Origin of the sequence: Mesorhizobium sp. CO1-1-7, assembly GCF_020164885.1 — a bacterium.
Lineage (GTDB): Bacteria > Pseudomonadota > Alphaproteobacteria > Rhizobiales > Rhizobiaceae > Mesorhizobium > Mesorhizobium australicum.
The window spans coordinates 118,896-144,267 of the sequence record NZ_JAIUHA010000009.1 but is presented as its reverse complement, the minus strand read 5'-3'; the positions used below and the strand labels follow the sequence as shown (position 1 = coordinate 144,267).

27 protein-coding genes and 1 pseudogene are annotated in these 25,372 nt (G+C 61.5%); 5 read left to right on the top strand and 23 right to left on the bottom strand.

What is annotated here, in order from left to right; genetic code table 11:
- Window positions 1-199: 199 nt before the first annotated feature.
- A complete protein-coding gene (locus tag LB516_RS20715) occupies window positions 200-433 on the bottom strand; it encodes a hypothetical protein (protein WP_140620412.1) in 234 nt (77 codons plus the stop codon).
- A 278-nt stretch (window positions 434-711) separates the two neighbouring features.
- On the opposite strand from LB516_RS20715, the pseudogene LB516_RS20710 reads away from it, so the two are divergent.
- Window positions 712-2,012, top strand: a pseudogene (locus tag LB516_RS20710) (ISNCY family transposase).
- A 293-nt stretch (window positions 2,013-2,305) separates the two neighbouring features.
- Window positions 2,306-2,653 (top strand): hypothetical protein, encoded by a 348-nt coding sequence (locus LB516_RS20705; RefSeq protein WP_224720303.1) that lies wholly within the window; start codon window positions 2,306-2,308, stop codon window positions 2,651-2,653.
- A gap of 48 nt (window positions 2,654-2,701) precedes the next feature.
- Here LB516_RS20705 and LB516_RS20700 read toward each other — a convergent pair whose 3' ends face one another.
- The 12 genes from LB516_RS20700 to LB516_RS20645 all read right to left on the bottom strand — a co-directional run bounded on the left by LB516_RS20700 (window position 2,702) and on the right by LB516_RS20645 (window position 15,400).
- Window positions 2,702-4,654, bottom strand: coding sequence for a type IV secretory system conjugative DNA transfer family protein (locus tag LB516_RS20700; protein WP_224720302.1), 1,953 nt, complete (start codon window positions 4,652-4,654; stop codon window positions 2,702-2,704).
- Entirely contained in the window at window positions 4,651-5,676 is a 1,026-nt protein-coding gene (virB11, locus tag LB516_RS20695) for a P-type DNA transfer ATPase VirB11 (RefSeq protein WP_224720301.1), read from the bottom strand. Before virB11 ends, LB516_RS20700 begins: the two co-directional genes overlap by 4 nt.
- On the bottom strand, window positions 5,642-6,871 hold the full coding sequence (gene virB10 / locus LB516_RS20690) for a type IV secretion system protein VirB10 (protein ID WP_224720329.1): 1,230 nt from the start codon (window positions 6,869-6,871) through the stop codon (window positions 5,642-5,644). Before virB10 ends, virB11 begins: the two co-directional genes overlap by 35 nt.
- Complete coding sequence (locus LB516_RS20685; protein WP_224720328.1) at window positions 6,871-7,683, bottom strand: TrbG/VirB9 family P-type conjugative transfer protein; 813 nt, start codon at window positions 7,681-7,683, stop codon at window positions 6,871-6,873. The genes virB10 and LB516_RS20685 overlap by 1 nt, the downstream gene beginning before the upstream one ends.
- Window positions 7,683-8,378, bottom strand: coding sequence for a virB8 family protein (locus LB516_RS20680; RefSeq protein WP_224720300.1), 696 nt, complete (start codon window positions 8,376-8,378; stop codon window positions 7,683-7,685). Before LB516_RS20680 ends, LB516_RS20685 begins: the two co-directional genes overlap by 1 nt.
- 45 nt (window positions 8,379-8,423) lie before the next feature.
- Window positions 8,424-9,425, bottom strand: a complete 1,002-nt coding sequence (locus LB516_RS20675; RefSeq protein WP_140661267.1) for a type IV secretion system protein — start codon at window positions 9,423-9,425, stop codon at window positions 8,424-8,426.
- Between the two features lie 231 nt (window positions 9,426-9,656).
- Window positions 9,657-10,352 (bottom strand): type IV secretion system protein, encoded by a 696-nt coding sequence (locus LB516_RS20670; protein ID WP_224720299.1) that lies wholly within the window; start codon window positions 10,350-10,352, stop codon window positions 9,657-9,659.
- On the bottom strand, window positions 10,349-11,425 hold the full coding sequence (locus LB516_RS20665) for a lytic transglycosylase domain-containing protein (protein ID WP_224720298.1): 1,077 nt from the start codon (window positions 11,423-11,425) through the stop codon (window positions 10,349-10,351). Before LB516_RS20665 ends, LB516_RS20670 begins: the two co-directional genes overlap by 4 nt.
- Window positions 11,422-13,836, bottom strand: a complete 2,415-nt coding sequence (locus LB516_RS20660; protein ID WP_224720297.1) for a VirB4 family type IV secretion system protein — start codon at window positions 13,834-13,836, stop codon at window positions 11,422-11,424. The genes LB516_RS20665 and LB516_RS20660 overlap by 4 nt, the downstream gene beginning before the upstream one ends.
- A 2-nt stretch (window positions 13,837-13,838) precedes the next feature.
- Window positions 13,839-14,138 carry a type IV secretion system protein VirB3 gene (locus tag LB516_RS20655; RefSeq protein ID WP_140620392.1) on the bottom strand — a complete coding sequence of 100 codons (300 nt, stop codon included), beginning with the start codon at window positions 14,136-14,138 and terminating at the stop codon, window positions 13,839-13,841.
- Between the two features lie 3 nt (window positions 14,139-14,141).
- The gene (locus LB516_RS20650) at window positions 14,142-14,480 is read right to left on the bottom strand and encodes a TrbC/VirB2 family protein (protein ID WP_140620390.1); all 339 of its coding nucleotides are present in this window, start codon (window positions 14,478-14,480) and stop codon (window positions 14,142-14,144) included.
- Between the two features lie 11 nt (window positions 14,481-14,491).
- Complete coding sequence (locus LB516_RS20645) at window positions 14,492-15,400, bottom strand: lytic transglycosylase domain-containing protein (RefSeq protein ID WP_140620388.1); 909 nt, start codon at window positions 15,398-15,400, stop codon at window positions 14,492-14,494.
- A 148-nt stretch (window positions 15,401-15,548) separates the two neighbouring features.
- Between LB516_RS20645 and LB516_RS20640 the strand changes: the two genes are divergently transcribed.
- The 3 genes from LB516_RS20640 to LB516_RS20630 all read left to right on the top strand — a co-directional run bounded on the left by LB516_RS20640 (window position 15,549) and on the right by LB516_RS20630 (window position 17,397).
- Window positions 15,549-16,163: a hypothetical protein gene (locus LB516_RS20640; protein WP_224720296.1), complete on the top strand. Its 615-nt coding sequence runs from the start codon at window positions 15,549-15,551 to the stop codon at window positions 16,161-16,163.
- Window positions 16,160-16,693: a thermonuclease family protein gene (locus tag LB516_RS20635; RefSeq protein WP_224720295.1), complete on the top strand. Its 534-nt coding sequence runs from the start codon at window positions 16,160-16,162 to the stop codon at window positions 16,691-16,693. The genes LB516_RS20640 and LB516_RS20635 overlap by 4 nt, the downstream gene beginning before the upstream one ends.
- 164 nt (window positions 16,694-16,857) lie before the next feature.
- A complete protein-coding gene (locus LB516_RS20630) occupies window positions 16,858-17,397 on the top strand; it encodes a thermonuclease family protein (protein WP_224720294.1) in 540 nt (179 codons plus the stop codon).
- A gap of 121 nt (window positions 17,398-17,518) precedes the next feature.
- Here the strand turns inward: LB516_RS20630 and LB516_RS20625 are convergent, their stop codons facing one another.
- The 10 genes from LB516_RS20625 to LB516_RS20585 all read right to left on the bottom strand — a co-directional run bounded on the left by LB516_RS20625 (window position 17,519) and on the right by LB516_RS20585 (window position 25,194).
- Window positions 17,519-18,025, bottom strand: coding sequence for a hypothetical protein (locus LB516_RS20625; RefSeq protein WP_224720293.1), 507 nt, complete (start codon window positions 18,023-18,025; stop codon window positions 17,519-17,521).
- A gap of 279 nt (window positions 18,026-18,304) precedes the next feature.
- A complete protein-coding gene (locus LB516_RS20620) occupies window positions 18,305-18,529 on the bottom strand; it encodes a hypothetical protein (RefSeq protein WP_224682167.1) in 225 nt (74 codons plus the stop codon).
- A gap of 295 nt (window positions 18,530-18,824) precedes the next feature.
- Complete coding sequence (locus tag LB516_RS20615; protein WP_224720292.1) at window positions 18,825-19,322, bottom strand: glycosyltransferase family 4 protein; 498 nt, start codon at window positions 19,320-19,322, stop codon at window positions 18,825-18,827.
- Between the two features lie 815 nt (window positions 19,323-20,137).
- Window positions 20,138-20,608: a hypothetical protein gene (locus LB516_RS20610; protein ID WP_224720291.1), complete on the bottom strand. Its 471-nt coding sequence runs from the start codon at window positions 20,606-20,608 to the stop codon at window positions 20,138-20,140.
- 283 nt (window positions 20,609-20,891) lie between these two features.
- Window positions 20,892-21,851, bottom strand: a complete 960-nt coding sequence (locus tag LB516_RS20605; protein ID WP_224720290.1) for an ATP-binding protein — start codon at window positions 21,849-21,851, stop codon at window positions 20,892-20,894.
- A 390-nt stretch (window positions 21,852-22,241) separates the two neighbouring features.
- Window positions 22,242-22,754, bottom strand: coding sequence for a hypothetical protein (locus LB516_RS20600; RefSeq protein WP_224720289.1), 513 nt, complete (start codon window positions 22,752-22,754; stop codon window positions 22,242-22,244).
- A 1-nt stretch (window position 22,755) separates the two neighbouring features.
- The gene (locus tag LB516_RS20595; RefSeq protein WP_263492596.1) at window positions 22,756-24,141 is read right to left on the bottom strand and encodes an AAA family ATPase; all 1,386 of its coding nucleotides are present in this window, start codon (window positions 24,139-24,141) and stop codon (window positions 22,756-22,758) included.
- 35 nt (window positions 24,142-24,176) lie between these two features.
- Entirely contained in the window at window positions 24,177-24,350 is a 174-nt protein-coding gene (locus tag LB516_RS28930) for an AAA family ATPase (protein WP_263492595.1), read from the bottom strand.
- Window positions 24,347-24,712, bottom strand: coding sequence for a hypothetical protein (locus LB516_RS20590; RefSeq protein ID WP_224720288.1), 366 nt, complete (start codon window positions 24,710-24,712; stop codon window positions 24,347-24,349). The genes LB516_RS28930 and LB516_RS20590 overlap by 4 nt, the downstream gene beginning before the upstream one ends.
- Complete coding sequence (locus LB516_RS20585) at window positions 24,697-25,194, bottom strand: thermonuclease family protein (RefSeq protein ID WP_224720287.1); 498 nt, start codon at window positions 25,192-25,194, stop codon at window positions 24,697-24,699. The genes LB516_RS20590 and LB516_RS20585 overlap by 16 nt, the downstream gene beginning before the upstream one ends.
- Window positions 25,195-25,372 lie beyond the last annotated feature (178 nt).

Below are 25,372 nucleotides of genomic sequence, written 5' to 3'. Positions count from 1 at the left end.
ATCGTCACGTCGGCGGGCGCCCGTCTTTGAGCCCTGTAGCCACGCCATAGGGGTCCGTCGGGGAGCGCGCGGCGGCCTTCCTGAACGCTGTTTCATCGCGGTACGCGTAAGGGCTGGACGCCTTGCCCATGAAATGCTGGTCGATGTTCCCCTACCCACTGGCGTGCCATTGGGGCGAAGGGGACAAGGAAGTCTAGGTTCACGATCGTTCTACATTGGCTTGCATTGGCAGATTGCGCACGCGATCTTCCAGATCGCGCTGCTTTTCTTCGTTCGAGGCCAGCCGGTTGAAGGCATGTTCGGCAAGCATGGACCCGACGGATATGATCAGGAGCGGCGCGGTCCACGTCCAGCAGGAATGCAAGGCGAAACACGCCAAGCCGGCGACAGCGGCCGAAACCGCAAAGATCGCGAACCGGATCATCTGGGCCATCGTTACTCCCTGTCCAATTAGCATGATCGAGGATTAATGCAGCAAGGGGCTGCATTAGCAATGATTAAAGCAAGCTGGAAGGCCGCAGGAGCGTCATCTCAGTCGCCGAGCTGACACAAAAGCTTTTCACTGACGCCAAAAAGGTCGGCATCAGCAGCACTGAGATCGAGGAAGATACTGGCAGCCCTCACTTGGCAGTCGGGCACGACTTACAGGCGGCGGCCAGCTCAACTCTCTATATGGTTGAATCTAAACGACAATATTCCGTTCCATAATGTATGTTATGCCGCAAAGTGGTATTGCCGCAAAATAGAAATGTCTTGATTCCGCAAAGTAGGAATGTCGCCCTGCTCGTCGATGAGCGAGGGAGATTGCTGAAGGCGTTCAGAGTCGAAGGCGCCGCAGCACTTCGGCACAAGGCTCGAGGACGACCGTCGAACCATCGATTGTCGCCGGCATCGGTGAACTAGCGGTTCAGTTGGTTCGGGAACATTATCTCGACTTCGGGCCGACCTTGGCGGCCGAGAAGTTGGCGGCGAACCACGGCTTGGTCGTGTCACGAGAGACGTTGCGCAAATGGATGGCGGAGGCTGAATTCTGGCTGTCGCGTAAGCAGCGCAGGACGTTCCATCAACCCAGATTACGTCGGGAGTCGTATGGCGAGCTGGTACAGATCGACGGCAGCGATCACCGTTGGTTCGAGGAGCGGGGCGACCCATGTACCCTGCTCGTCTTCATCTACGACGCCAGTGCTTGTCTGAATAGAAGGCTACCGGGCAACCGTGTGCCTTCAGATAGAGCTCGAGCAGTCGGAGAGCACCTTCAGTTACTTCGAGGCCATTCGGTGTTTCGGGTGGCGAAGGCCGAGGCCCGCGCCGGCCGGGGCATGACGCAATTCGGGCGGGCGCTTTCCGAACTCAACATCGAGATTCTCTGCGCAAATTCGAGTCAGGCCAAAGGCCGGGTCGAGCGGGTCAACCGGACCCTCCAGGATGGTCTTGTGAAGGAACTGCGCCTCGCCGGCGTATCGAATATCGATGCGGGCAACGCTTTCCTGCCGGGGTTCGTTGCCGAGGTTTCGCCAAGGTCCCTGCCCGACCGGACAATCTGCATCGCGCATTGAATGTTGCGCCGGATCGGCTGCGTGACGTGCTGGCAAGCGGGAGCAGCGTTATGTCGCCAGCAATTGTCGTTCTCCTACGAACGCAGACAAATCATGCTTGAGAAGAACGAGCTTTCGTGCGGGCTGGTCGGCAAATACGTCGATATCTACGAGTTCGCCGGCGGTCGGCTGGACGTTCGATGGAGAGCGTGTTCCTTGCCTTACACCGTGTTCGACAAGGAGCAGCGCATTACGCACGCGGCGGTCACCGAGAACAAGCGGCTCGGCGAAGTGCTGACCTGGATCAAGCTCAGCAGGACGAGGCGCGGCCTCCGCCGAAAGATCAAGACCAACAGCGAGCAGATCGCTTACAAGAAGCCCGGGTCGAAGCAGGGCCGCAGCACAGATTTCATCAACCACCCTGCCGTCATCGCGCGGCGGGAACAGGCACTGACAAGGGCGGCCGCTGCCGAGTGAGGCGGCTTTCAAAGCTAAAGCCAAGGAGCCAAGCTGGAACGCGCCCGATCGGGCTGTGCAACCCCGACCAGCTGACCCCCGATCGGGCACTCATGTCGGCGCCAGGAAGTGCTACGCTGTCGCATTCTAACTTGCTGGACCCTGCCCCCGCAAACGTAGGATGCGACATTTCTACTTTGCAGAGCCGGCGACATTTCTACATCGCCGCCACAAGTGGTCACACCGGGTGCGTTCTATCTTGAACTGCGACTTTGCAGCGATACCAATGGCTTATCGCATGCATGGAACCGCACATGAAACGCACCTACTCCCAGATCGAGTCAGCCGAGACATTAAGGGGGGTCTCGCTGGAGCATCTGTTATGCGCTTCCTTGGTTTTCGTAATATCCGACTTAGCAGATAAGTTCAGGTTATACGATCTGGCATATATTTACAAAATATACGAACTGATCCTCGCCCCATTTCCTTCAGACCGCCGCCGCGGTCAAACTGCCGGACGCCGTGGTGATTGGGTCATGGCGCATATCGCAGAATATGGCGAACGCGCCTTCACCCGGGTAGCTGAACTCCTTCCTCTGACTTTCCCGAAGCGATCCACGCCAGCGTCAGTGCCGCCGCCCTACCGCAGCTCAGGGCGTTGAAGAGGCGGTATCCTGAGTAGGACAAGAACCACCTCTGATGGAAACGAGCTAGCTCGTGCCGAGCGTTGACGGGCCCTGACTGCATGCATCGTCTTCCTGCCCGGTCGGATCGTCAGGCACGATCTCATCAAAAATCGCGGACCAATTCCGCTTTGCCTTGCCGCTGGAATTTTCGGGTGCCGTGGTGGTCAGTTGTTTCAGTTTTCGAGCTGCAGCAACAAAACGCGCCTCTATTGCAGCTCCGGAGGGAGGCGTAGGCGGATGAGCTGTGCCGAATGCTGCAATGCGGCGATCTTCGGACGCGCCCGACTGGGAATAGGCGTCTGTCAGCGCGGGTATCGCGGCCCGCGGCAGCAGTTCCGTCGCTGGTACATCGGGGGGATTGGATTGCGAGAACCGCTCCATTGCCTTGAATGGGGAAACCGCAAAAAAGCGCAACTTGTCTGCCAGAACAGGCGCCTGCCCTTCTACGAGGATGACCATCTTGTCTGCGGGCATTTGCCTGACTTCCTGAGGCATCATCAGATCGCGTTCGCGGACCTGTTCGACTTTGGTGCGGCGATGCAGCCCCATCAGTTCGATCGTTCTCGACTCCGTCCTGTAACGCACTGTCTTCTTGCCCAGTCCCCTTGAAACGCTCTCGGCCGTGACCTGGTCGTTTGCGCCAAGCACAAGCTGATACCCGCAATTGCCCATAAGCGAATGGCGGGCGGTTTCGCCGTAGATCTCATCCAAGTTTTTGAGGTCCTGGATGATGAAGGCCATTTTTATGTTGTAGCCGGCCACATAGGGCAGCTTGCTCGTGATCTCGGAGACCTTTCTCAGCTGCCGAAACTCGTCCAGCAGAAAGTAGATGGGCAGCGAATTCGGGTCTTGGGTGAGCAGCAGCGTGTCCAGCGTCTGTTGGACAAAAAGCGATAGCAGCGGCTTCAGCATCGCCACGTCGGTGATGTTGGGCGCCAGGTATATCGAGATCGGCCGATGCTTCAGCGCGCGAAGATCCATGTCGGTGACGTTGGTGGCGGCGACCACGCGCTCGTTGCGAAAGGGACGCAGGGCCTTCTGCACGTCGAGCAGCGCGGAGGCAGCGGCGCGCTCCGACAGCGCGATGTAGGCGTTGAAGCTTTCGAGCGTAAAGCGCGACAGGTTCGGCTCCTTTTCCTTGATCAGGCTCATTAGAGCCTGCAGATCGACGCCGCTGTTGAAGAATGAAATCACCTCGCAAAGATTGCGGCGGCCGCGATAGAAGTCGCTCTCGTTCACGTAGCTGATGGCGCCAGCCAGTACCAGCTGCGCAGTCGCCTGCCAGATCGCGTTCTCGGAATCGGTACTCTCGGGGACGAGAATGCTTGCTATATTCAGAATGTCCGTTGTCCGATCGCCCCGGTCGGACCTGATGAAGTCGAGCGGATTGTAACGATGTGTTCTTTCGCTACCCGGCGCGAACAGGAATACCTGGTTTCCGGTTGCCTTGCGATACCCGCCCGTTGAGCGGAAGATTTCGCCTTTCAGGTCGGTAACGATCATCGACCCTTGATGGGTAAGTGCATTTGGGATGACGTAGGACGTCCCCTTTCCCGAGCGCGTCGGACCGATGACCAGGTGATGGCGCTCGTCTTGGACGCGAAGGACATGGCGCCCGTAACGTCCCAGAATGTGTCCGTGACGCCGGAACCATCTGCCATGCCGCAGCGACATTGTATTTTGGAAACGAGCATTGCCAAGCGGTTCGGAAGCACGCTTCAAACCGAGAGAGGCGATCGCACCGGCGATGAGGACCGACACGGCGGCTGCCCCCAGACTGGTCCGCTGCAACACGGCGTTGTGAGGGTAACGGGCAAGCTGCTGGAGCGCTGCGAACGGATTGGTTGTCGCGGTGACCTGCAAGATGCGGCCGTCGCCATACAACAACTGTAGCACCACCCCGTAGGCGAGCAGCCAGACGACAAAACCAATCGCGAGGCAGAAAACGAGATAGGCGATGCGCAACGTGCCGGTCATGATCGATCCATTCTTGAGAAATAGATGTCCGACACGCCACGACGTCCGCCCTCGCGCCTCAGCTGGACAACGATCGGGATGACGCTGCGAATGTAGGAGATAAGGTCGGCTTTCGAGTAAGCTGCCGACAGACCCGATTGCATCACCATCATGGCGAGCTGCTCATAGGCGCCGCGAGGCGTGTCGGCGTGGACTGTCGACATCGAGCCAGGATGGCCCGTGTTGATCGCACGCAGGAACGAGAACGCCTCACCTCCCCTCACTTCGCCCACGAACAGCCGGTCCGGGCGCATGCGCAACGAGGCCTCGAGCAGGTTCTGGATCGTCACACTCGCCGTGCCTTGGTCGCCTTTGGATGAAAGCAGGTGCACGGTGTTGCGGTGGGGAGGAAACAGCTCGCGCGTATCTTCCAACGTGATCAGGCGTTCGCCCTCGTGGACGGCCTTGAGGCAGGCGTTCATGAATGTGGTCTTGCCGCTTGAGGTGCCACCACTGATTAGCATGGAGACGCGGCTGAAAATGGCGCGACGGACAAAGCCATAGGCGTCGTCCCTCCGCAAAAGCTCCGTCAAGCCGCGATCGGCATCGTTCATGCCGCTGATGGCACCGGATACTTTATCGAAGGCGCCAGCGTTGCGGTAATCCTCGAGCGTGAACTCGCCAACGACTTGCTTGCGGATCGAAACCGCGCCCCCCTCGGGCGCTGCCGGCGGCAGCACCAATTGTATGCGCTCCCCAGTTGGAAGGGCTGCGCTGAGGATCGGGTTTGCAGGACCAATGAACTGATTGGTGGCGGCCGCGACCCGTTCGCCCATATGGACGATTTCGGAGGCTGTCAGCTTTGGAATGTGATGGTATTCCATGTGACCGGCACCAAGTCGCTCGACGTAGACATGGCCAGGTTTGTTGATCGATATCTCGACGATCTGCGGATCTGTCAGCAGCGGTTTGAGCGGTTCGAGAGACCGGTGAAGGAAATAGTGCCGGTCATTGTTGCCAGGCTCGATTGAAGCCGCGCTCATGACGAATTTCCTCCAATGCCTCTGAAACTGGATCGTCGTAGACGGCGGAAAAGTCGAGGTCCTGGCGCACGAAGACGAAGATCCGCTCGCCTTGCGGCACGCTGACCGTCGGCGGGATTTTCAGGCTCTCGCCAAGCGCCTGGTTGGCCATGTCCGAGAACGTCTGAGCAATGGTCGAGCGTGCGATATCCTCAGCGCGCCTTGCCCGGTCGCTACCGCCTGTCGCGGCCTGGCTGCCGTAGCCGGTCAAGTAACTGGCGCCGCCGCCGGCGATCGAAAGCAGGATGGCCGCGCCGAAGCGCTCCCGAAACTTGGTGTCGACCCGGCCGGTAAGCCCGGAGCGGCCAAGACTGTCGGAGCCGATCGAGTTCAAGCGGACGCTGACACCGTCATCGCGAAGCAATCGCGTCCAGACGACGAAGATGCGTTTCTGGCCGCGAGTGATTTCGGACTGGTATTCACCGATCAGCCGCGTACCGGTCGGGATAAGTATACGACGGCCGTCGAACGAATAGACGTCCTCGGCGACATTGGCGCGGATCTGACCGGGAAGGTCGCTGACAATCGCGGTCTCGAGAATGCCGGGAATTAGCGTGCCTTCCGCAATCAGTGCATCGACCCGGGCGATCTTCCTGGCCCGTGCCGAGCGATCGCGGACGTTGGCCGCTGCAGCGAGAAACTTGCTGTTAGGGTCTTCGCCGGCAACGGCGCGCGCTTGCGCATCGCCGGCCGAGGCGCCTTGCTCGTCGTTGGTCGAACCCTTTTCGTCGAAGACGATCATCTTGGAACGAAAGCGTTTGGGAAATTCATCGCCTGGGGCTGCCGGGGCGTCGGGAGCGGATACAGGCGCTGGGGGCGGTGGCACATCGAAAGGTGTGGCATCGGGACTCGGCACTGGCGGCGGTGGTGGCGGTGGCGGCAATTCGATCACTTCGGGCGCGGTGGGCTTCGCCGGCTGTTCTCGCTCACGCATGAACGAAGGCGGCCGAAAACTGGTGGTCGAGAACTCCTCGTCACCGGCTGGCACGTGGTGGCCTTGCAAAGGTTGAAGCCCAGCCAAGGTAAAATAGCCCGCCACAAGGCCCAATAGGATCAGGACGACACCACCGGCAAGCTGCTTGCGACGTACGGACCCGTCCGCAACAGCGGGATTGTCATTGCCGGCCAAAGCCTCCAGTTCGGGAGCTCGCTGGATCAATTTCCGCTCCTTCTGCGGACCGTTGCCATGTCGTCTTTTACCGGCGCCAGCGCGTCGGCATTGGGCTCGCCGAAATCGGGCTTTCGAAGATTGAAGATGCACAGCCACTGATTGCCGTCGCGCAACGTGTATTGGGCGGCGACACCGTCGACGACGATGTACTCGCCTTCCTTGCGGAAGTTCCTCAGCGTCTCCGAGAAATCGGATTTGACTGCGAAGATCGCCGCGGCACGCTGGCCGAAACGGAAGAAAGTCTTTGTGCCGTCGTCGAACACCAACGTTGGCTTCAGACCCGCATCGCCGGAAAACGAATAGTCGATGTTGACATTGGCCTTGTCGATGCCGGCGATGTTGGGCCAGGCCGCGCGCTGCTCGGCTTCACTCCTCAGCGCGGCGGCGCGGTCCTTCTCCGGATAAGCGAAACGAATGCCGAACACCTGTCGGCCTCCTGCGGGAGCACTATCCTTCAGCTCCAGAAAGTAAATGCGCCTGCTGGTCACGACGTTCATGTTCGTCGTCACGTTCCTGGCGATCGGCTTGACGAAAAGGATGTTGCCCTGCTCAGCAGGAACGACCTGCCAACTTTCGCTGTCGCCGAGCGATATGGTCTGAAATTTCTCCTCCTCGTCGAAGACGATCATCGTCGATACGCCATAGCTTGCATGCACTTGGACGACGTTGTTCTCCTGATAGGTGACGCTGGTGATGCGCGCGTCCAGGCGACCGGCCTTCGGCGTCTGCGCGCCGAAGGCCGCAGCGGTGAACTCGAAGAGGATCAGATAAGCGACCACGACCAGACCGCGTGCCATCATTCGGAACCGCCCGGTGTCACCGTTTCCTGGTCGCGGCGGTAGCTGTAGACCTGGAAGCCGAGCGGATTTTCGAAGCGCCATTCGTTCTTGAGCGGGCTCTCGGTGTAGCGGAATCTCACCACCGAGATCCAATGCCTGTGAATGGCTTCCGTCTCGCTCTTTTCTGTGGTCGAGAAGCGCACGATCGCCGTACTGGCGTTTGGGAAGGTGACGGACTTGATATCGACAAGCACCCGCTTCAGCCGGCCATAGATCTTCGCCGGATTTTGCGCGTTGGCGGCGCTGAACTGCATCTGCAGGTCGCGGGCCGCCTCGTCGGTCGACAAAAGCGCCGCGATCCCGAAATATTCGTCGATGGCAAAAGGATCATATCCCTCGCGGTTGCGGATGTAGCGAACGACATTGGCCTGGGTGACAGCCTCCTGACCGGTGAGATCAGAGGTCCTCGTCAATCCCGACTTGACCTCGATATAGCCGGTGTTCCTGTCGACCTCGACCACATAGGGCTCGAAGCTCTTCAGCGGCACCATCAGCACCAGCGCCAACAGGGCAAGGGCCGCGATCGAGGCAAATAGCAGCGTGAAAAACCAGGCGATGCGGCTGGAGCGCATGGCGCGCTTGAAGATCTCGTGCTCCCAGACGTCACCGTCCTGGAAGTAGTATCTCAGCTTTTCGTCGAGGGGTTCTGCCATTGGACGTTGCGGAGCGTTGGAGGACAATTCTGTTGCGTTTTGGTGTTACCGCGTCTGTGCATTGGCGGTGATGGCGCGCTGCATGGCCTCGCGCGACGGTGTTTGAGGGCTGCGCAATCGGGCCTGCACACGATTGATGGCGGCCTGCATCTGTGTGGCCGAGCCGGCAACAGCGGCGCGCCCCGAAAGGACGCCGCGGCCGGTAAGGGCTCGCGAACGCTGACCAACCGGCATCGCGAGCCCGCCGACAATGCCTTGCGCCAGCGACTGGATCTGCAAGAGAACGAAACTGCCGGCCAGGCACAACATCACGAAGGCTGCAAGGTCGCTGAGCTTCAGCTCGCGATTGCCTGAGATCTGGTTGATCTTGGTCAGTTCGGGCGCCATCGCCGCGATCAGGAAGGCGGCGATCACGTAGACGAACAACGGGATCAGTGCGTAGAGCAGCGACTGGTTCAGCCATCCCATCGCGTAGTTGCGCGTCACATCAAAGAACATGCAGGCGATGAAGATCGGCGCGGTGCCAAGCAGAACCCACAGGATCACCTTGGCCAGGACCAGGATACCCAGCGCCACGGAGACGAACAGCCCGGCAAAGGCCATGATGATCATGCCGATCAAGGCCGGCAGCACGGAGAAATAGCCGGCCTGCTCGGCAAATGTGGACGCTGCCAGATTGGCGGTCTGCCAGATCTCCGAGAGGCCGTTGCTGGGTTCCGTCACCCCTGTGCCCGATGCGGCCAGTATGGCCCGCCCCGCCGCCTCCGGGACTTTTGTGATCCAGGCATAGACGAGAGCCTGGAAGTGCGACCAGGTGCTGACCAGAACGAGGATCACCATGACGCGAGCGACGCGGCCCACGATCTCGGCAGCGCTGAGCCTCGACGTTCCCAGCACCAATTGCACTCCGTAGAAGAGCACGACCAGCATGAACAGCAGCCGAAGCAGTGGCTCGATGTCCCTGCTCAGAACCTCGAACGCACGCTCGGAGAAATTCTCGCCCGAAGCATCGATGCGCTGCAGCAGTTCGCCGATGAAATTATCCACGTCAGCCCTATTCCGTTCGAGAGGGAAAATCGCCGCCGATCATTGCCCATGCCGCCGCTCTGTCGGGGTTGACCGGCCGCATCGGCCCGCACTCAAGGTGGGTGGCTTGTGCCGCGTAGCTCATCACGGCGGCCGGCCGTTTGCAGGGCGCGGATTTTTCCTTGGGTGTGGCGCACCCGGCAAGCAGCAGCGCCACGACGCTAAGCGCGATCGGTTCGTGCCGGCCTCGTGTCATTCGTAGGTCAGCGCCTTCTTGGTGTTTGAAATATCAGTCAACCTGCGCTGGTTCTCCGCCTGCAGCGCCTGGACGGCACCGTTCATGACGCCGATCATCTCGTTCAGGGTCAGTCCGGTCTGCACCTGCAATTGTGTGTTCTGGTCAATCGAGCCTTTGATGTCCTGAGCCTGGCCGATCCCCTGCCCGGCTCGCTCAAGCGCGGCACGCCGCGTTGCGACAGCCTGTCGCGAGCCAGTGATCAGAGCCGACACGCCGAGCACCGTCTTGACCATCTCCTCGTACGATTTGTCGCTCGCCAGAGAACTTTGCTGTTTGCCAGAAAGCGATTTCACCAGTTGCATGCCGTTGATGAAGGTCGTCGCGGCCTTGGCGATCTCCGGACCCATGGAGCCAAAATCCGGAACGCCATTTTGAAGCATGCTGTCGAAGGAAGGCACCGAGGAGACGCTGAAACCATTGCCGATCGCCAAGTCCTTGAGCGAGCCGACGTCGCTGCCGCGATTGCCGGTAACTGCCTGCAGGGTCTTTTCGACGGTGGTCAGAATATCCCTGTTGGTGTCCAGGATTCTCGCGGTCTTGTCGGCGGTGTCCTTGGCGACGGCATAGTTCGTCCTGTCGATCACCGGAATGTCGGCTTTGGCCGAGGTGACCATCACGGTCGCGGCGACCAGCACAAGAGCACGTTTCATTGGAGACCTCCTTGTTGCGGGTTGAAGAACAGCTCGACCTCTTGCTCGAGCTCGTGGACGCAGGCTTGCGCTTGCCGGCTCCAGACCAGACCGACGCGCGCATCGCAAAATCCGCCTGTCGGCGGCTGGTAGTCGGGCTTCGGACGGCTACCCGAACGGCTGGCGCCTGAAAGGCCGCTCAGCGTCACCGCGTTGCTCGAGTTGACCAGGTCTGCGAAACTGGCGCCCAGTTGGATCAGCCGGTTGAGCATTTCGACATTGGCGTTGCGGGCGCCGGAATTCTTGTCCCAGCTGTCTTGAACCGTGCCGGTGGCAGCCGAGCCGAATTGCTCAAACCAGGACGCCACATCGTTTGAGCCGTCGCCGACCGCACTGGTCAGTCCCATGGCGTCCAGCGTTGCGGTACGCATGCCCTGGAAGGCGGCACCCGTTCCGCCATAGTTCAATGGAATGCCCGACTTGTCCGAGCCGCCAAAGGCCGGCAGCCACTTTTGCGTTATCGCCGCGACATAGCCCTGCGTTTCTCTGAAGGGCGGGATGCCGCCGTACTTTTCGACGCTGCCGGCACCTGCATTGTATGCGGCCAGTGCAAGCGAGGCGTTTCCGTTGAAGCGTTCGAGCTGCTGCTTAAAGTAACGCGCGCCGCCACGCAGATTCTGCTCGACGCTGTTTGCGTCAACGCCAAGCTCCGCCGCCGTTCCCGGCATCAGCTGCGCCAGCCCGATGGCGCCAGCGCTCGATCTTGCACAGGGGTTAAACCTGCTCTCCTGGTAGACCAGGGCCAGAAACTGGTTCTCGTCGACGCCCTCCTCGCGGGCCACCCGCCGGACGAGGCCGGCGATGGTTGGGTTGACGTTGGCGGCGGCAACCGGATCGTCCTTGCGGCCCGGCCGATACATCGCGCATGTGATGCTTTGATCGACGCTGTAGCGATCGCGATCGGCCTTCTCGATTGCCGTGACATTGCCGTTGCGGTCCTTTCGCCTTTCGAGCACCGAGCCGTCGATGGTCACCACATCGGCTGCCGAGGGCGAGGCAAGAAGCAGCAAAAGCAGGGGGAGACGCCGGATCATGTCGATTGCTTCCAACCGCAGAATTCCGCCAGCCAGAGTGCCGGATCATCACCCAGTCGCGCCCGCAGGGCTGCGCATGCCTCGATCGTTTCCTTGCGGCCCGACAGCACTTTGAGGATGTCAGGCATGGTCGAGAGATCAAGGCGGGCAATGACGGAATCGTTGCCGTGCTTGATCAGGAACGTCCGCCGCTCCGGTGGCGTGTTCCTGACAAAGGCGAACTCCTTGGCCGTCAGCCCGAAGCGGCCGACATAGCTCTCCTCATCGGCGCGCGGATTTGGAAAGTGCAGGTTGGTGGAGGACTGCTCGATGAGGGTGTGCGATTGTGGTGCCTTGGCGATGTCGGCCGCCGACTGCGTGCCGAACCCGACGATCCCGTTCAGCTTGCGGATCGTCTTCATCTTGTCGACGATATAGCCGGAGAAGGTCTTGTCCTGCAGAAGCTTCCAGCCCTCGTCCATGAAGATCAGGACGGGATTGCCGGTGAGCAGCTCATCGAGGCGGTGAAAAAGATACATCAGTGCAGGCGTGCGCACCTCGGCATTGTCCAACACATGCGTCATATCGAAACCGAAGATGCGGCTGCCCGAGAAGGACAGGACATCGCGCGGCGCATTGAACAACCAGGCCCTCTCGCCCTCGAACCATGGCCTGAGGCGTGATTGGAGGTCGTTGGCGTCGGAGCGCGATCGCCCCATCAGCAGAGCCGAGAGGTTGGCGAAGGTGCGCTGCTGCGCCGGCACCTGGCAAATGCGCGCGATCGCGCCTTCCAGCGTATGCTCTTCCTCCTGCGAGAAGCCGCGGCCGTCGGCGGGTTGCAGCATCGCCTTGACCAGCCGCAGCAGGAATTCGCGGTTGGCCGGGGTATTCTCCATCTGCAGCGGATTGAAGCCGGTGGCGACGCCGGGCTCCAGCACTTCATAGGTTCCACCGACGGCGCGAATGAAGATCTCGGCGCCGCGATCCTTGTCGAAGAAGACCGCACGCGGCTCTGGCGAGATGCGAAGCGCCTGCGCGAGCAGGAAGCTCAGCACCACGGTCTTGCCGGATCCGGTCGGCCCGGTGACCAGGAAGTGGCCGATGTCGCGCTGGTGGAAGTTGAACCAGTAGGGTGTCTGCGACGTCGTCTCAAGCAGCGCGATCGGCAAGCCCCAGTGATTTCCCGTGGCCCTGCCGGTGGCGAAATTGTGCATCGACGAAAAGCCGGCGAAATTCGCGCTCGACAGCATGGAAGAACGGGCGATGTAGCTGTGGTTGCCTGGCAGCTGCGCCCAGAATGAGGCCTCCATATTGAGGTCTTCGCGCAGCCAGTTGATGTTCATGTCGGTGAGGCAGGCGCCGAGTTCCGAGACGGATTTGTCGACGCCGGCAAGGTCGTGCGCCAGACACAGGAGGCTGAAATGATGATAGCCGAACACGGCCTCCTGGTTGACGAGGCTGTTGAAGGCAAAATCGATGTCGGTCTCGACCGTGCTGCCGCCTTCGTCGGACGCCTGGATCTGCCGCTGCAATCTTGCGATCCGTTCTTGCGCGATCGGCTTGTCGGCGATGGTGAAAGATTGCGTCAGGATGAATTCGTGATTGAGCTGCAGCAGCCCGTCCAGCATGCCCGGTCCTGAAAAAGGCGGGTATTCCTTGATCGAGAGCATGGCGCCGAAGCGGTGGTCAGCCGTCGTCGGACCCTGCGCCTGCAGCGTCCTTTTGGAAAAGTGCAGCCGCGAGGTGCCGATATAGTTGCGGATCGCCATGCGCGGCAGCCGCATGGGGGCAGACGTCCCGCAGGTCAGAAGCGTGTTGAAGAACCCGCACGGCTCCGAATAGGGCTGGCCGTCGCGGTAGACGATGCCAAGCGGCCGGGCTCCATATTTCTGCAGGTCGCGTGCGACAGTGGAGACAATTTCCTCCAACTCGTTGATGCGCTCGAGCACCTGCTGTTTCTGGCTGTCCCTGTCACGCGTCCGGCTGAACACGGCAGAAAGGCTATCGGCTACGCCCAGCGCGCCACGCATGCGGGAGCGAACGATGGTGAGGTACAGCTCGTTTGTGAACATGCGGCGCTGCTTGAGCTCGGCCATGTAGCGTGTGTTGAGGAGAGCGCAGAACGGATCCGAGAAAAAACCGCCGATCTCTGGAATGACTTGCCTGCGAATGACGGTCGACCACAGCGAAAACCTGCTCGAGCCTAGGGCCCGGATCATGGTGTTCTGCACGCTGGCCCGCATGTTGAGTTCGGCCTGGTCCTCGGTCTGGAAGAACAAGCCATCGAGCTTGATGACGCTGAGCAGCGCCCCGCTTTCCAGACCGATCACCGTGTTGGCAAGGTGGCGCATGTAGGGCACGTGCATGGCCATTGGTCTGTCGCGGCGCCGTTGGCGTCCGAAGCCCAGTTCTTCGGCGACAATGTTGAGCATGATCAGGGCCCGTAGGAATTGGTTTGCCAAAAGGTCCTGTTTGGCGTGCGCGGTGTGCGGCGCCCCGCGGTCTGGACCAGATCGAGGATGCGCACGTCACGGCTGCAGAGCGCGAACAGGGCGAGATAAGTGACAGGCGCGATTGCGGCTGCCCAGAAACTGCTGGTCACCAGGAACGCGATGAGCGTGATGCCGAGGATGAGGTAGAAGGCGCTGAGCGGGACTCCCCACATCATCGGCGGCCGGGTGAGCCCGATGACCAGCGGTGTCAGTTGCGGCCTGTCGTCAGAATGATCGCTCATGGCTCAGTTGCCGACAGCCGATATCATCTGGTCGACGATCGCCGGCGCGCCGAACACCAGCCCGATGCCGATCACCACGGCGCCCGCGGTGAACCAGGAGAGGCGTCCGGCGAAGGCCAGAAAGCCAAGCCCGATGACGGCGATGATGGCGAGCAGCCGTCCGAATGGGCCGGTTATGAAATCCACGATCATTTGCACCGCGGTTTCGAGCGGTGCAAATGCGCCGGAGGTCTGCGCCAACGCCGGCTCGGCAATGGCGCACAGCGATACGCCAAGGACCAGGGCGGTGCCTGCAATTCGAAATGCCCGTGTCCGTCGAGCGTTCGAGAGGGCTCGCTTCATGTCTTCCTCCGTCAAAATTGCAGGACGCCGCCGACCCACTGCCGCGGCTTGCCTTTAGAGTTCGCTCCGATGAGAGGAGGCGCCTTGCCGGTGTCGGCAGGATCAGCTGCTATGCCGCTGCCGGCCTGCCGCCTGAGCGGCGGCAGCTTCAGCTGCCGATTGATGACGTCGGCGACGAACCGGACCGTCTCCGGGAAGGGTGGCACGCCGTCATATTGAAGGATTCTCGCCTCGCCGGCGTTGTAGGCGGCGGCAACGATCAGCGGGTTGCGGTAGGTGGCAAACAGATCCCGCAGCAGCCGCACGCCGCCGTCGATGTTTTCGGCCGGATCACAGATGTCGCTGACGCCGAAATGGGCTGCCGTCGACGGCATCAATTGCATCGGGCCACGCGCCCCTTTTGGAGAGTTCCGGCTGTGGTCGAGGCGGCTTTCAGACATCGCGACTGCAAGTGCGAAATCGCGATCGACGCCATACCTGGATGCAGCCTGCGCCACGAGCCGTGCGATCTCTTCCGAATTGAGGGGTGATGGCCCGCATTCAGCGTCGCCGGGAAGTCCGTTGTTAGCCGACGCGAAGTCAAATTGACTATGATCGATGGAGCGCGATGCGCTCGCCGTCTGCCCCGGCGGCGCCACATCCACGTCATTGCGCGTGGGGGCTTGGGTTTGACGAAGTCTGCCTTGGCCATCGAGCACATACTCTCCTGCCCTCTCCGCCCAGCGGCTATGGAAAACGCTGTCGATTATGCCGGCCTCTCCCGCGCTGACCGCGGAGACCGTTGAATTGCGCGGCGGCTGGCGCAGGTCGCGGTTTTCCGCCGCGCTGCTTGCGGAGTATGCCGACGGCCAACTCAGGAGGGCCGAACTCAGCAGCAGGAGCAGCCGCCGGTTTGCCAATATGAACAATGGAGAAACCATCGCAAGTTTCCACGCCGGTGGGTCGAAGTTTCGATAAATCGGTAGCTGACGGAAAAAAGAATGTCAAATCGATATTGTTTTTTGTTGCGCAAAGGATCCGTAATTGGCAAGCTGGATCGAAACGAGATGCTATTTGGGAGTGTCAAACATGAGAGCCAGCGTCGGCGGCAGCTTCGTCCTTTGCCTGGCGTCATTGGTGCCGGCCATCGCGGCCGAACCCGTCGATCAGGCCTACATCAGGTCACTCGCCGCGCCGGGAAAGACGGTCCTGGTCGTCGAATACTACGATGGCCAGGGAAGCATTGCCGAGCGCAAGGGCTTCGCTTCGACGAGCGGCTTCAAGGCCGTCTCGCCGATCGACTTCCGCGTCGATTCAAAAACCGTACTCCGCCTCTATGGCATCGAGCCCTGCGAGGGCGATCTGGTCAACCGCCGCGAGGATTTCTCCGGCACCTGCGCCGACTATGCCAGGAAGGGACTGGGGACGCTGTTGCAATCGCCAAAGGTGATCTTCTGCCGGGCCTTCGTCAGCGAGGCGAATGCGCCGCTTCAGGACGCGACCTGCTACGGCTACTACAATTACCCCGGCAGCGTCGACACGGTCGACATGTTCGAGGAGCAGCTGGTTTCGGTTGGTAGCCACCGGGTGGCAAGGAACCCTGACGGCACTGCGGTGCGCAAGGATCTCGCGGAAGCAGAACAGATCGGTCGCGGCGGTTATGGCATGTGGGCCGATCCCAGGATCAAGGCGCAAGCGCAATGAGGACCGTTCGTATTCTCCTGGCCGGCGCGCTCGCCGCAGGCCCTGCAAGCGCCGCGCCGCCCGGATATTTCGACCTGCGACCGGGCGTGACGCTCGAGACTGGCGATAGTTGGGTCGAAGCCGGCACGAAGTATCGTCTATACGGCACCCAGGCGTGCCTTCGCGGAACTTTCTTCACCGATGCCGCCGGCCACCGTGCCGATTGTGGCGAGGCTTCGCTCGCGGTGTTCGGCGCCCTGATCGCCGACACCAGGCCTGAATGCGCCCCTGTGCTGAGGGTCGGCGACACCGTGCATGTTGCCTGTTTCGTCATGATCGAGGGCGATCGGCTTGATCTCGGCAACCTCATGATCACAAGCGGCTTTGCCTTCGCGGCCCTGCGTGCTGACGGATTGCCCTATCACGCCGGCTACGCCGTCGCCGAGCAGGCGGCGCGCGCCAGACACGCCGGGCTGTGGCAGTTCAAGGACGTCCAGCATCCGGCGATCCTGCTTGGTCAGGCTGCCGGCGCAAAAGCGTCGCGGCCATGACCGCGAGGCATTTGCTTTGGGCGCTGACCGCGCTGGCTTGCTCTTGCCTCCCCTCTCCTTCGCCCGGCGCCGATATCGCCAGAGCGGCTGGGAGCGGGCAAAGTGGTGAGCCTGCTTCCCTGACCGCTGGGCGATCTTCAAAGGCGATTGCGGGACGGGCCAGCGTGATCGACGGCCGCACCTTGTGGTTTCCTCGATCGGCTCAAAAAGTTCGCCTTGCCGGCATCGACAGTTGCGAATTGCCGCAATGGGCCTTCGATGCCAAGCGGCGCGGTGAAAGTGCTGTTCTGAAGCCGGTTCCGTGCGGGGCCTTGGCAAAAGCCTGGCTGAAGCGGATGGTCGGCGACAGACAAGTTGGCTGTCTCCTAGGCGAGTTCCCTGATCGCGACGGTGCCCTCAAAGGCAGGTGTGTCGCCGACGGGCACGACCTTGCCGTGGAGATGCTGCGCGTCGGCTGGGCGCGGGTGGAGACCGGCTCCCCGGTCCACTCGCACTATTTGAAATGGCAACGCTACGCCATGTCGGCGCGCTATGGAATGTGGTCTACATACGTCCTCGACATGGACGAGTGGCGCGCCAAGGCGATCGACAGTAGTTTGGCGCGAAGGCCAGTCGCAGATTCCAATCTAATCGCCGAGCGCAAATATGAGATCACGCCGCCTTTTGTGGACGCCAGAAGGCGCGCTTCCAGCTCGGTTCGGTAGCGCCGAGCCCTCGCAAGTTCGCAACAGCCAAAGTCGCCGCTCTAGATGTGACGCCCACCCACCGGGCACAGTCGAACGGCCACTGACGCGATGAGTACGGCCTCTGGATCACATCAGAGAGTCACGGGTCTTTTCTCCGCAGTAAATCAGCAATGCCCGACTGGAATTCCATGACACTGGCTTTGACTTCGTCGACCTCCGCAGGTCGCAAATGCGTCTTCCGCGCCAGGATTGCAGCAATCAGATAAAGAATTTTCTGCTCGGCCTCGCAGCTTTCAACAGGCTTGCGCTGGACCAGTCGGCGCCACGCAGATCGTTCAAGAGGCCGGCTTACGACCAGAGCCAGCCAGGCGGCAGCCGACAGCAGGCTAAAACGACTGGCGCACCGTTTCCGGGAGAACCTCTCAACGGCGGCCACGAGGCGCCGGTGGCGTTCGATGCAACGTGCCATCCCGGTGGCAGGATTCCCGATTTTGGCGCGGCCGACGTCCGAAGTGGTTGGCGAAACCCGCTCAACGCCTTTGAACGGGTCGCGCTGGGTGGCCGTGTTCCCACTGTGCTCTTGTCCCGTCATTCTTCCCGTCGACCTGAACAGATTGGCACCAGAAGCGATCATCGTGGCCGACATTCCTGTGAATGAATTTTCCTCGCATGTCAGCTTTGGATCTGCTCCGGACGAAATCTGATGAAAGACATTCTTCCTCTGGACTCGGCGTAGGTGAAGGATAGCGCAGTCCCTCCCGGCGCTGTACTAAAGTTAGATGAAATGGCGTTAAGCGCCGGAAACATGTTGTTCGTGCATTAAGTATTCAGGCCTGTCCGCCACCCGTCTCGCGTCCAGTAAGGCGGCTCGGGGACGTTGCACAGCGACTCTGTCCGAACGGGGAGGTTCGTTCTCAAACTGAGCTCAAGACTGGAGTCTGTTGCCCAGCTTTGAGAAGACCGTGCACCAGAAGCGATAGTCCTCCTCGCGCCCGTCGAAGTTCGCAGTCAGCGCGCACCATGCCGCGGCGGTCGCCGCGTCCGGGCCGTAGAGTTCGACCGCAGCCTCTACCGTCGCTGCTGGATCGGCCAATTCCCAGAGCGTCAATTCGCTGTAGCTGGCGGCGAAATCAGAGTGGATTTTTGGCATGCCGGAGGCCTCCCGCGGGTCGGTCCGGCAGGGGCAGCGGTGCGCTGCGGGCCGGACGTTGGGGAACCCACCTGGAGTGAGCCACGATCCCGAGCGGTTACGCTCAGACACTCGTCGTGTCGTCCCTGGCCTTCTACAGCTTCACACGGTGATCGCGGAAACTGGCGCAGATGCAATTGTTGCAGAGCCTTCCTATAAAGACAACCGGTCTGCGCGCGCTGACTTGTGACTGCCCTATTGGCGACCAGCGACAAGACTGGGCTTTGCCCGGCGATGCGATTGCGTGGAAAGGGCCTTAGCTGATCGCACAATTCGCGAGGCGCTCGACAGCTTGCGCCATCTGAGATTCGAAGCGCTCTCTCATCCCAAGAGCCTGGTTAGCTTTCCGCCTGGACTGAAGCGCCTCGTCACGCGCTTGCTCATCGCTGAGCAGCCGATCGATTGCCGCGGCGAATTCACAAGCATCGGATCTCGGCTTCGGCGCAGGGGGCTGGAAATCCGGAGGAAGCCCACGAAAGCCAAGTGGCGACGCGACGATCGCACGGCCGGCGGCGAGAACTTCCAGCGCCTTGATTGCGATCCCCACGCCGGCAATGATCGGCATGGCGACAAGACGCGCCGATGCATAATGAGGCGCCAGGTTCTTAACCGACGCCAAGGTATTGAACCTGGTCGTGCAGGAGGCCCTCCCGCTGCGCCATCGTATGCTCGACGGCCGCAAGGCCAGGCTGAACCGGGTTCGCCAACAAGGCGCCGCAAAGAACCGCCTTCGGTCCAAAGGGCCGACAAGCACGGCTGAGGCGATTTAGGATCAGGCCTGAGGACATCACATTCCCGCTGAGGTCCTTGTGATCGGACTTAGGTCTGAAACGACAGACGAAAAGGTCCCACTCTCGAAAGCGCCTGGAACCAGCCTTGCTTGGGAATGTTGTCGCTGCGAAGGCGGGAGATTCCAACTGAACAGCAGTATTGACTGAGGCGGCGGTTGCTCGCCCCCGTCTCTATAACCGCATTCAGCGTCAAGTGTGGGCACGATCTCGTTGATAACGAGGGTGATGTAGTTAATTATTTACGCAAGGAAACGACATGAATAGATTGATTTGGATCATCGGAGCGGTAGTCGTGGTCGTCGCAATCCTGAGCTTTCTTGGTCTGCGATAACGCGATGATCGTCCAGCAGGCCACCTCCCCGGCAGAGAACGACATACCGAAGCTCAACGCTCGACAGCCAGCGAGGCGGAGGGATGTCGAGTCCTCCGAAGGCGGCCGGCCCGGCCTTCCATCCGAAGAAAAGCGTTTTCGGGTCATGCTCCTGTCCCGGGAAACCGGCATCGACACCGAGCAAGCGCGGGTCCTTGTCGATAGAATCGAAATGGATGGAGCCGCGCTATTCGATGCTGCCCGGCAAACCAAGCGATTAGACTAGAGGTTGAAGCTGAAGAGCAGCCCCAACCTCCTACATGGGTCTCTCGTGTGCCGCCAATGGCCGAACGGTGAAGGCTCCCTCGGAAGGCAAGCCTTATGGGCCTGCTGGCTCCGGGTGCCCGCCACCAAGCGTCATCGGCCGTCGCCGTGCGCTTCACGCCGGATAGCGACGAGAATGACTAATCATTGCTTGGTCAACACGCCGGTATAGGTCTTACCGGCAAGCGCGAATGTTTCGGCCAGAGTTCCATCGGGCAGCATCTGAAAACTGACGTCCGCGCCATTCGGAAGACGGCCAAGCCTCAAGGCATTCCCTACGATCTTTCCTGTGCCGGCAGCCTCACCTGGATTGTTATCGTCCAGAACGCCCCATGCGTAGTTGACGGTCACCTTCCCGTTTGAGGAAACGGACTGAACATCGAGCCTTCCTTCAGATGTGCTCTCCAACCTGCCAACCCAACTGCCCGAAAAGGCGGCATACTTTGACGGCACGTCCTTTCCAGGAGGAGTGATTGTCGGCGATTGAACCATCGTTGCCGGAGGCAGAACAGCCGGACTCGATGCTGGTTCAACAGCGACGGATTGCCGAACTTCTTGAGGTGATTGGCATGCGGCCAAGGCAAGTGCCGCGAAGGCCAGCATAAGATTCCGCATCGGTCTCCCCGTATTGCAGGAAGGGCAATGAAACACCTGTCCGCTTCAACCCAATCTTGCGCGCCTCGGCCCTGACCTCAAGCTCAATGAGAGCCATCGCCCACAGCAGACTATCTGGAAGCTCGCCGATGGGCCGAAGTTCCATGTCTCACTCTTGCCGAACCGATGCAGCACCGCCGAGCTCATTGGCCTCTGTGTTGCCGTTAGCTAAGCAGATCTCGGCCGAGCCGTGGTGCAGGCCACAACATCGCAGGCACAAGTCCGCCTTTGGCACAGGTCGATGCTATCCGAGTTCGTGGATCCTCACGCCCGGCACCACCGTCTTGGCTATCTCGCACAGATGCTGGTGGTGTGTGAGGTAGATCACCTGGCCGGCATCCGCCATTTGACCAAACAACCTGAAAACCTCCTCTGAGCGGACGTGGTCGAACGTCTCCATGATGTCGTCGGCGATGAAGGGGACCGAGGGGCGAAACTGCGCGAATTCGTAATAGCCGGCAAGTCTGAGCGCCAGGTAGAGCTGAAAACGGGCGCCCTTCGAAAGCGCCTCGGTCACTTTCGACTGCCCGTCGCTTTGCAAGGCGATTAGGACTTCGCCACCTTTCACCGGTTGGGTCGTCAGCCCCGAGTAGCGCCCGCGCGTCATCAGCGCGAATGCATCGGAAGCCCGCGCCATCATCCCGGAGCGATGGCGCTCGCGGAAGGCGCGCAAGGCATTTCCGGCGGACATCACGCCCAGCTTCAATTCGATGTAGCGGACCGCCCTGTCCTCTATTTCCAGCAGGATCGTGCGTCGTTCGGCGTCTATTCGGGCGACGGCGCTGTCGCCGCCAATGGCATCGAGCTTGTCGGCGGCACGCGTCTGCCGGATCAGCTGCTGCTGGATTGCTTCGTCAAGGAGCTGAATCCGTTGCTCCCCTTCCGCTTTCTCAATCGCTATGCCTCCGAAATCGAGCGCATCGAGGATCGAGCGCGCCTGCTCGAATGTCTGAACCCCGAGTTCGGCCGCCAGCTGGTCCTCCAGTTCGGTGACTGTCGCGTGTAGACGGTCGCGCTCACGCAACTGGTCGTCGCGTTCCACCACTTCGGCAAGCGTCGTAACGCCAAAGGCGCTCAGCACCTCGTTCTTGCGGCGCTCGTGTACCGAGATCTCGGCGTCAAGGAGCTCACGGCCGTCGAGGAGGCGCTGCAGATCCGCAGCGAGATTTGCCTTCGCCTCGCGCGCGCGATCGGCATCCGCCAAGCGCTCGCCCAGCCGGATCGCCAACTGCTCGGCGTCTTCGCCATTTGCCGGCTCGCCGGCTTCAGTTGTGCCGCGGCGCCCTCGACCACGAAATTATCCCGGTCGGCCTGCATCTTGTCGATGCGCAGTTGCATCGCTTCACGTTCCTGAAGGTTCCTGGCCAGCTCAGCCAGATGGTCGAGAACGATGCCGACGCCCGTTGCGGACAGCCCGTTCTCAAGCCAGGTGCCTCTCAGTGCCTCGACAATGCCGGCCAGCCATTCTTCTTCACGGCGCTCGGCCACGCCCACTGCCCGGCGCCGGGTGGCCAGCTCTTCCTGTCTGGCGGCGACTGTCTTGAGCGCCTCGGCATGTCCGGCGTCCACCTTGCGTTGCCGGTCCAGAAACAACTCAGCAACGCATTATCGTCTCAAGACTGTCGCCACGGTCCGAACCAATGCCGACGCTCTCCAGCGCCCTGGCGAGGTCCAGCCTCTGCCGTGCCTCGTCTTCGCTCGCCCGGCCGACCTTCTTGGCGGCCAGTTCGATCTCCTGCCAGGCAGCGAGCGCATCAGCGCGAGCCGAAGTGCGACGCTCGATCAGTTCGATCAGGTCCTCGAGCGATGCCTCCACAAGTCCAAGCAGGCCGCTGGCTGCCGCGCGCATGTGCGACGATGCGGCGTTGACCTCCATGTCGGCTCGCGCAAGCTTGTCGCCGATACGCGCGATATCGGCCGCGGCTTCCGCCAGGCCGTGCGTTATGGGTCGAATATCGGCGAGCGCGCCCGCGCTAGCCAGCCTGCATGCATTGACGTCGTCGTCGCGTTCCAACGCCGCGGCGAAGGCGTCGGCTGTTTCGCCGCTCAGCGCCGCACGATGCCTTGTCCACGCTTCGTTGCGGCTACGCCGGCAGGCGGCGGCCACCTCATCGTCGGCGACATCGACCGAGGCGCGAAGTGCGCTTAGACGCGCCTCTAGCGTTTCGTGGTTGGCCTGGTGTTCTGCGAGACGTTCGGACAGGACGGCTTTGTTCTTGCCAAGCTGCGCGGCAAGCGTTTTCCAGGCGCCAACCTGTCTGGCGCTCGGAACGGCGATGCAGGCCAACGCCTGCGCGTCGCCAGACCACGGATGCAAGCCGCCGAGGGCGCTCTCCCATTTGACCTCGCCAGCGTCCTGTGCCTCGCGTGCCGCCCTTGATGTCTCCGAGGTGGCCGCTCGCCCTCGCCTTCGCCAGGGCCGCGTTCAGCCTGGCCGGCTCGGGCACTGCCCGCTCCTCGCCAACGCGATCTTGCGCCGCCTGCAGCGCATCGAGAGCGGCTGTGGCCTCATCACGGGCAACGCGTGCAGCAGTGGCAATCCCGGACCGTTGCTCGACCATGGCGCGAACAGCCCCAATGGTAGCGGCCGGCAACAGCAGCGCGGTGGGATCGGCCTCTGAAGACCGTCCGAGCGCGGCGAGTGAGGCCGCAACCGCATTGTCGAGGATCTGCAGGTCTATCCTGCGATTGGGAAGGTGGAGGCCGGCCGAGACGTGGCGCACCTTGCTTTCCCCCAGTCCGCGGATGCGCTCGGAGATGCCGAGGATCGCCTCGTCGACATCGACCGCGGCAATCTTTGTTTTCAGTCGCTCGACCTCATCGATATTTGCCGACAGCCGCGTTCTCAGGCTGGCATCGTCATCGATCAGTCTGGCAGCACTGCCGGTCCAAGTCCGCGCCGGTGAAGCGATGTCGGGCAGCTCGGCCAGCCGGGCGGCCTGGCGCCGGACGTCGGCCAGGATCGGACTGGCGCGCAGGTACTTGGCGATGGTGCCAACCCTGGCCGACAGCAGCAATCGCTCGGCGATGGTTCGATCATATTGTTGCGCCGCCTCACGACGTTCGGTCTCCAGGCTCTCATAGGCCGAGGCCAAAGTGTCGATCTGATCCCTGCTCGATTTCAGCTCGGCAAGACGCTTCTTGAGCAGCGCAAGCTCGGTACCATGCGCCTGTTTCCGGTAGAGCCCATCGGCTTCGGCTTCGAGTGCGCTCAACGTGTCGCTGGCATGTCCAAGTCCGGCGCTGGCGGTAAACAGCAGCTTGCCGAGATCGCCGCGCGACTCCAGGATCGACTTGCCGCCGGCTTCCAGCGTTTCGTCGTCCAGCGAAAACATGGTCTGATAAGCATCGCGCGACAGGCCGGCCAGGTGAGCCGATATCGCCATTTCGCTCACCGGTTGGCCCGTGGCGTCCAAGAGCGAGTTGCTGCGCTGTTTAGTGCGTGTGAAGGCATGCTCCGTGCCAGCCAGCTCGAGCAACCCGCCGATGCGCATGGCGCGTACTCGTGCAGGAAATTGTAGCGGCTGCGCTACTCGATGCCGAACAGCAGATCCAGATAGCCCGACAGCGCCGTCGACTTGCCCGCCTCGTTGAGGCCGAACACGATATGCAGGTCAGGTCCCGATTCCGGCTTGGGTCCGAAATCGATCACCTTGTCGGTGAACTTTCCGTATCGGATGAGGTCAAGGCGTCGAAGCCTCATTGCGCGCCACCCGCCTTGAGACGGGCCGTGACCAGGTCGGCGCCGCCGGCGAGCACCTGGTCAAGGAAGAGCTCCAGCCCGGCCTCGTCCTTTCCGGCGAAGTCGCGCCCTTCGGCAGGAAGGTCCGCAATCATCTTCTGCACGAACGCCCTCGCCTCGGCCCGCAAGGCTTGCGAGCCGGCATCGGCACGCATCGACTGAGCGAGCTCCAAAATCGGATCCGCGCCCTCGTCGGCCGTTCCGGCCCCGGTCGGAGCAACATCAAGCTCCAGCTTTTCCACCCATGTGTCGCCCACCTGTTCGGCTGCCTGCTCGGCCTCGGCGAGCAGCAGGTCCCGGTCGCGGATCAGCGCCCAGGACACAGGTGACGCGACCGCGAGGCTGAGGCGGATAACCGCAATGACGCGACCTGACGGAAGCCCGGGCAGCTGCGGGGCCAATCTAGTGCCTGGCCGTGCTCGACCATCCAGGCGGCGGCGCTGACGCCGTCGGTGCGCCGGCAGTCGCCGACGAAGCGCTTATAGCGGTCCCAATTCACAAACGTGCATTGCACTGGCCTCGAGGCCGCCAGGAACGTGTCGAGCGCTTCGGCCGACCGCCGGCCGCACGGGTATTCGAAGCCCTTGGCGTCGTCGCAGTACTGCTTGCTCTCCGGCGCATCGATGCCGTTGAAGCGGATCCGCTGCCCGTGGATCTCGATTGTGTCGCCGTCAATCACGGAGGCGACGCCCGCGATCGGCGCCGGCTTCGGCCCGACCAAGTTCGACAGGTTCAGATCCGACAGGCCATCGGTGCGTTGCATGACGAACTGCGCGACCAAGGCTGCAGCCGCGGCGATGGTCACGAAGACCAACCTCAGCGGGAGAGTGCGTTGGCGTCGTCTGTGCGGCCGCCCAGCACGAAAGGTCATTGCTGATCCCCTTCGTGTCCGGTTCGACCGCCAGGTTTCGCCTCAGCCGCTCTCCCGCCGCATGGCCGACCAAGACTGTCGAATTGGGTGCTCCGGTCGCACGGGTGATTGC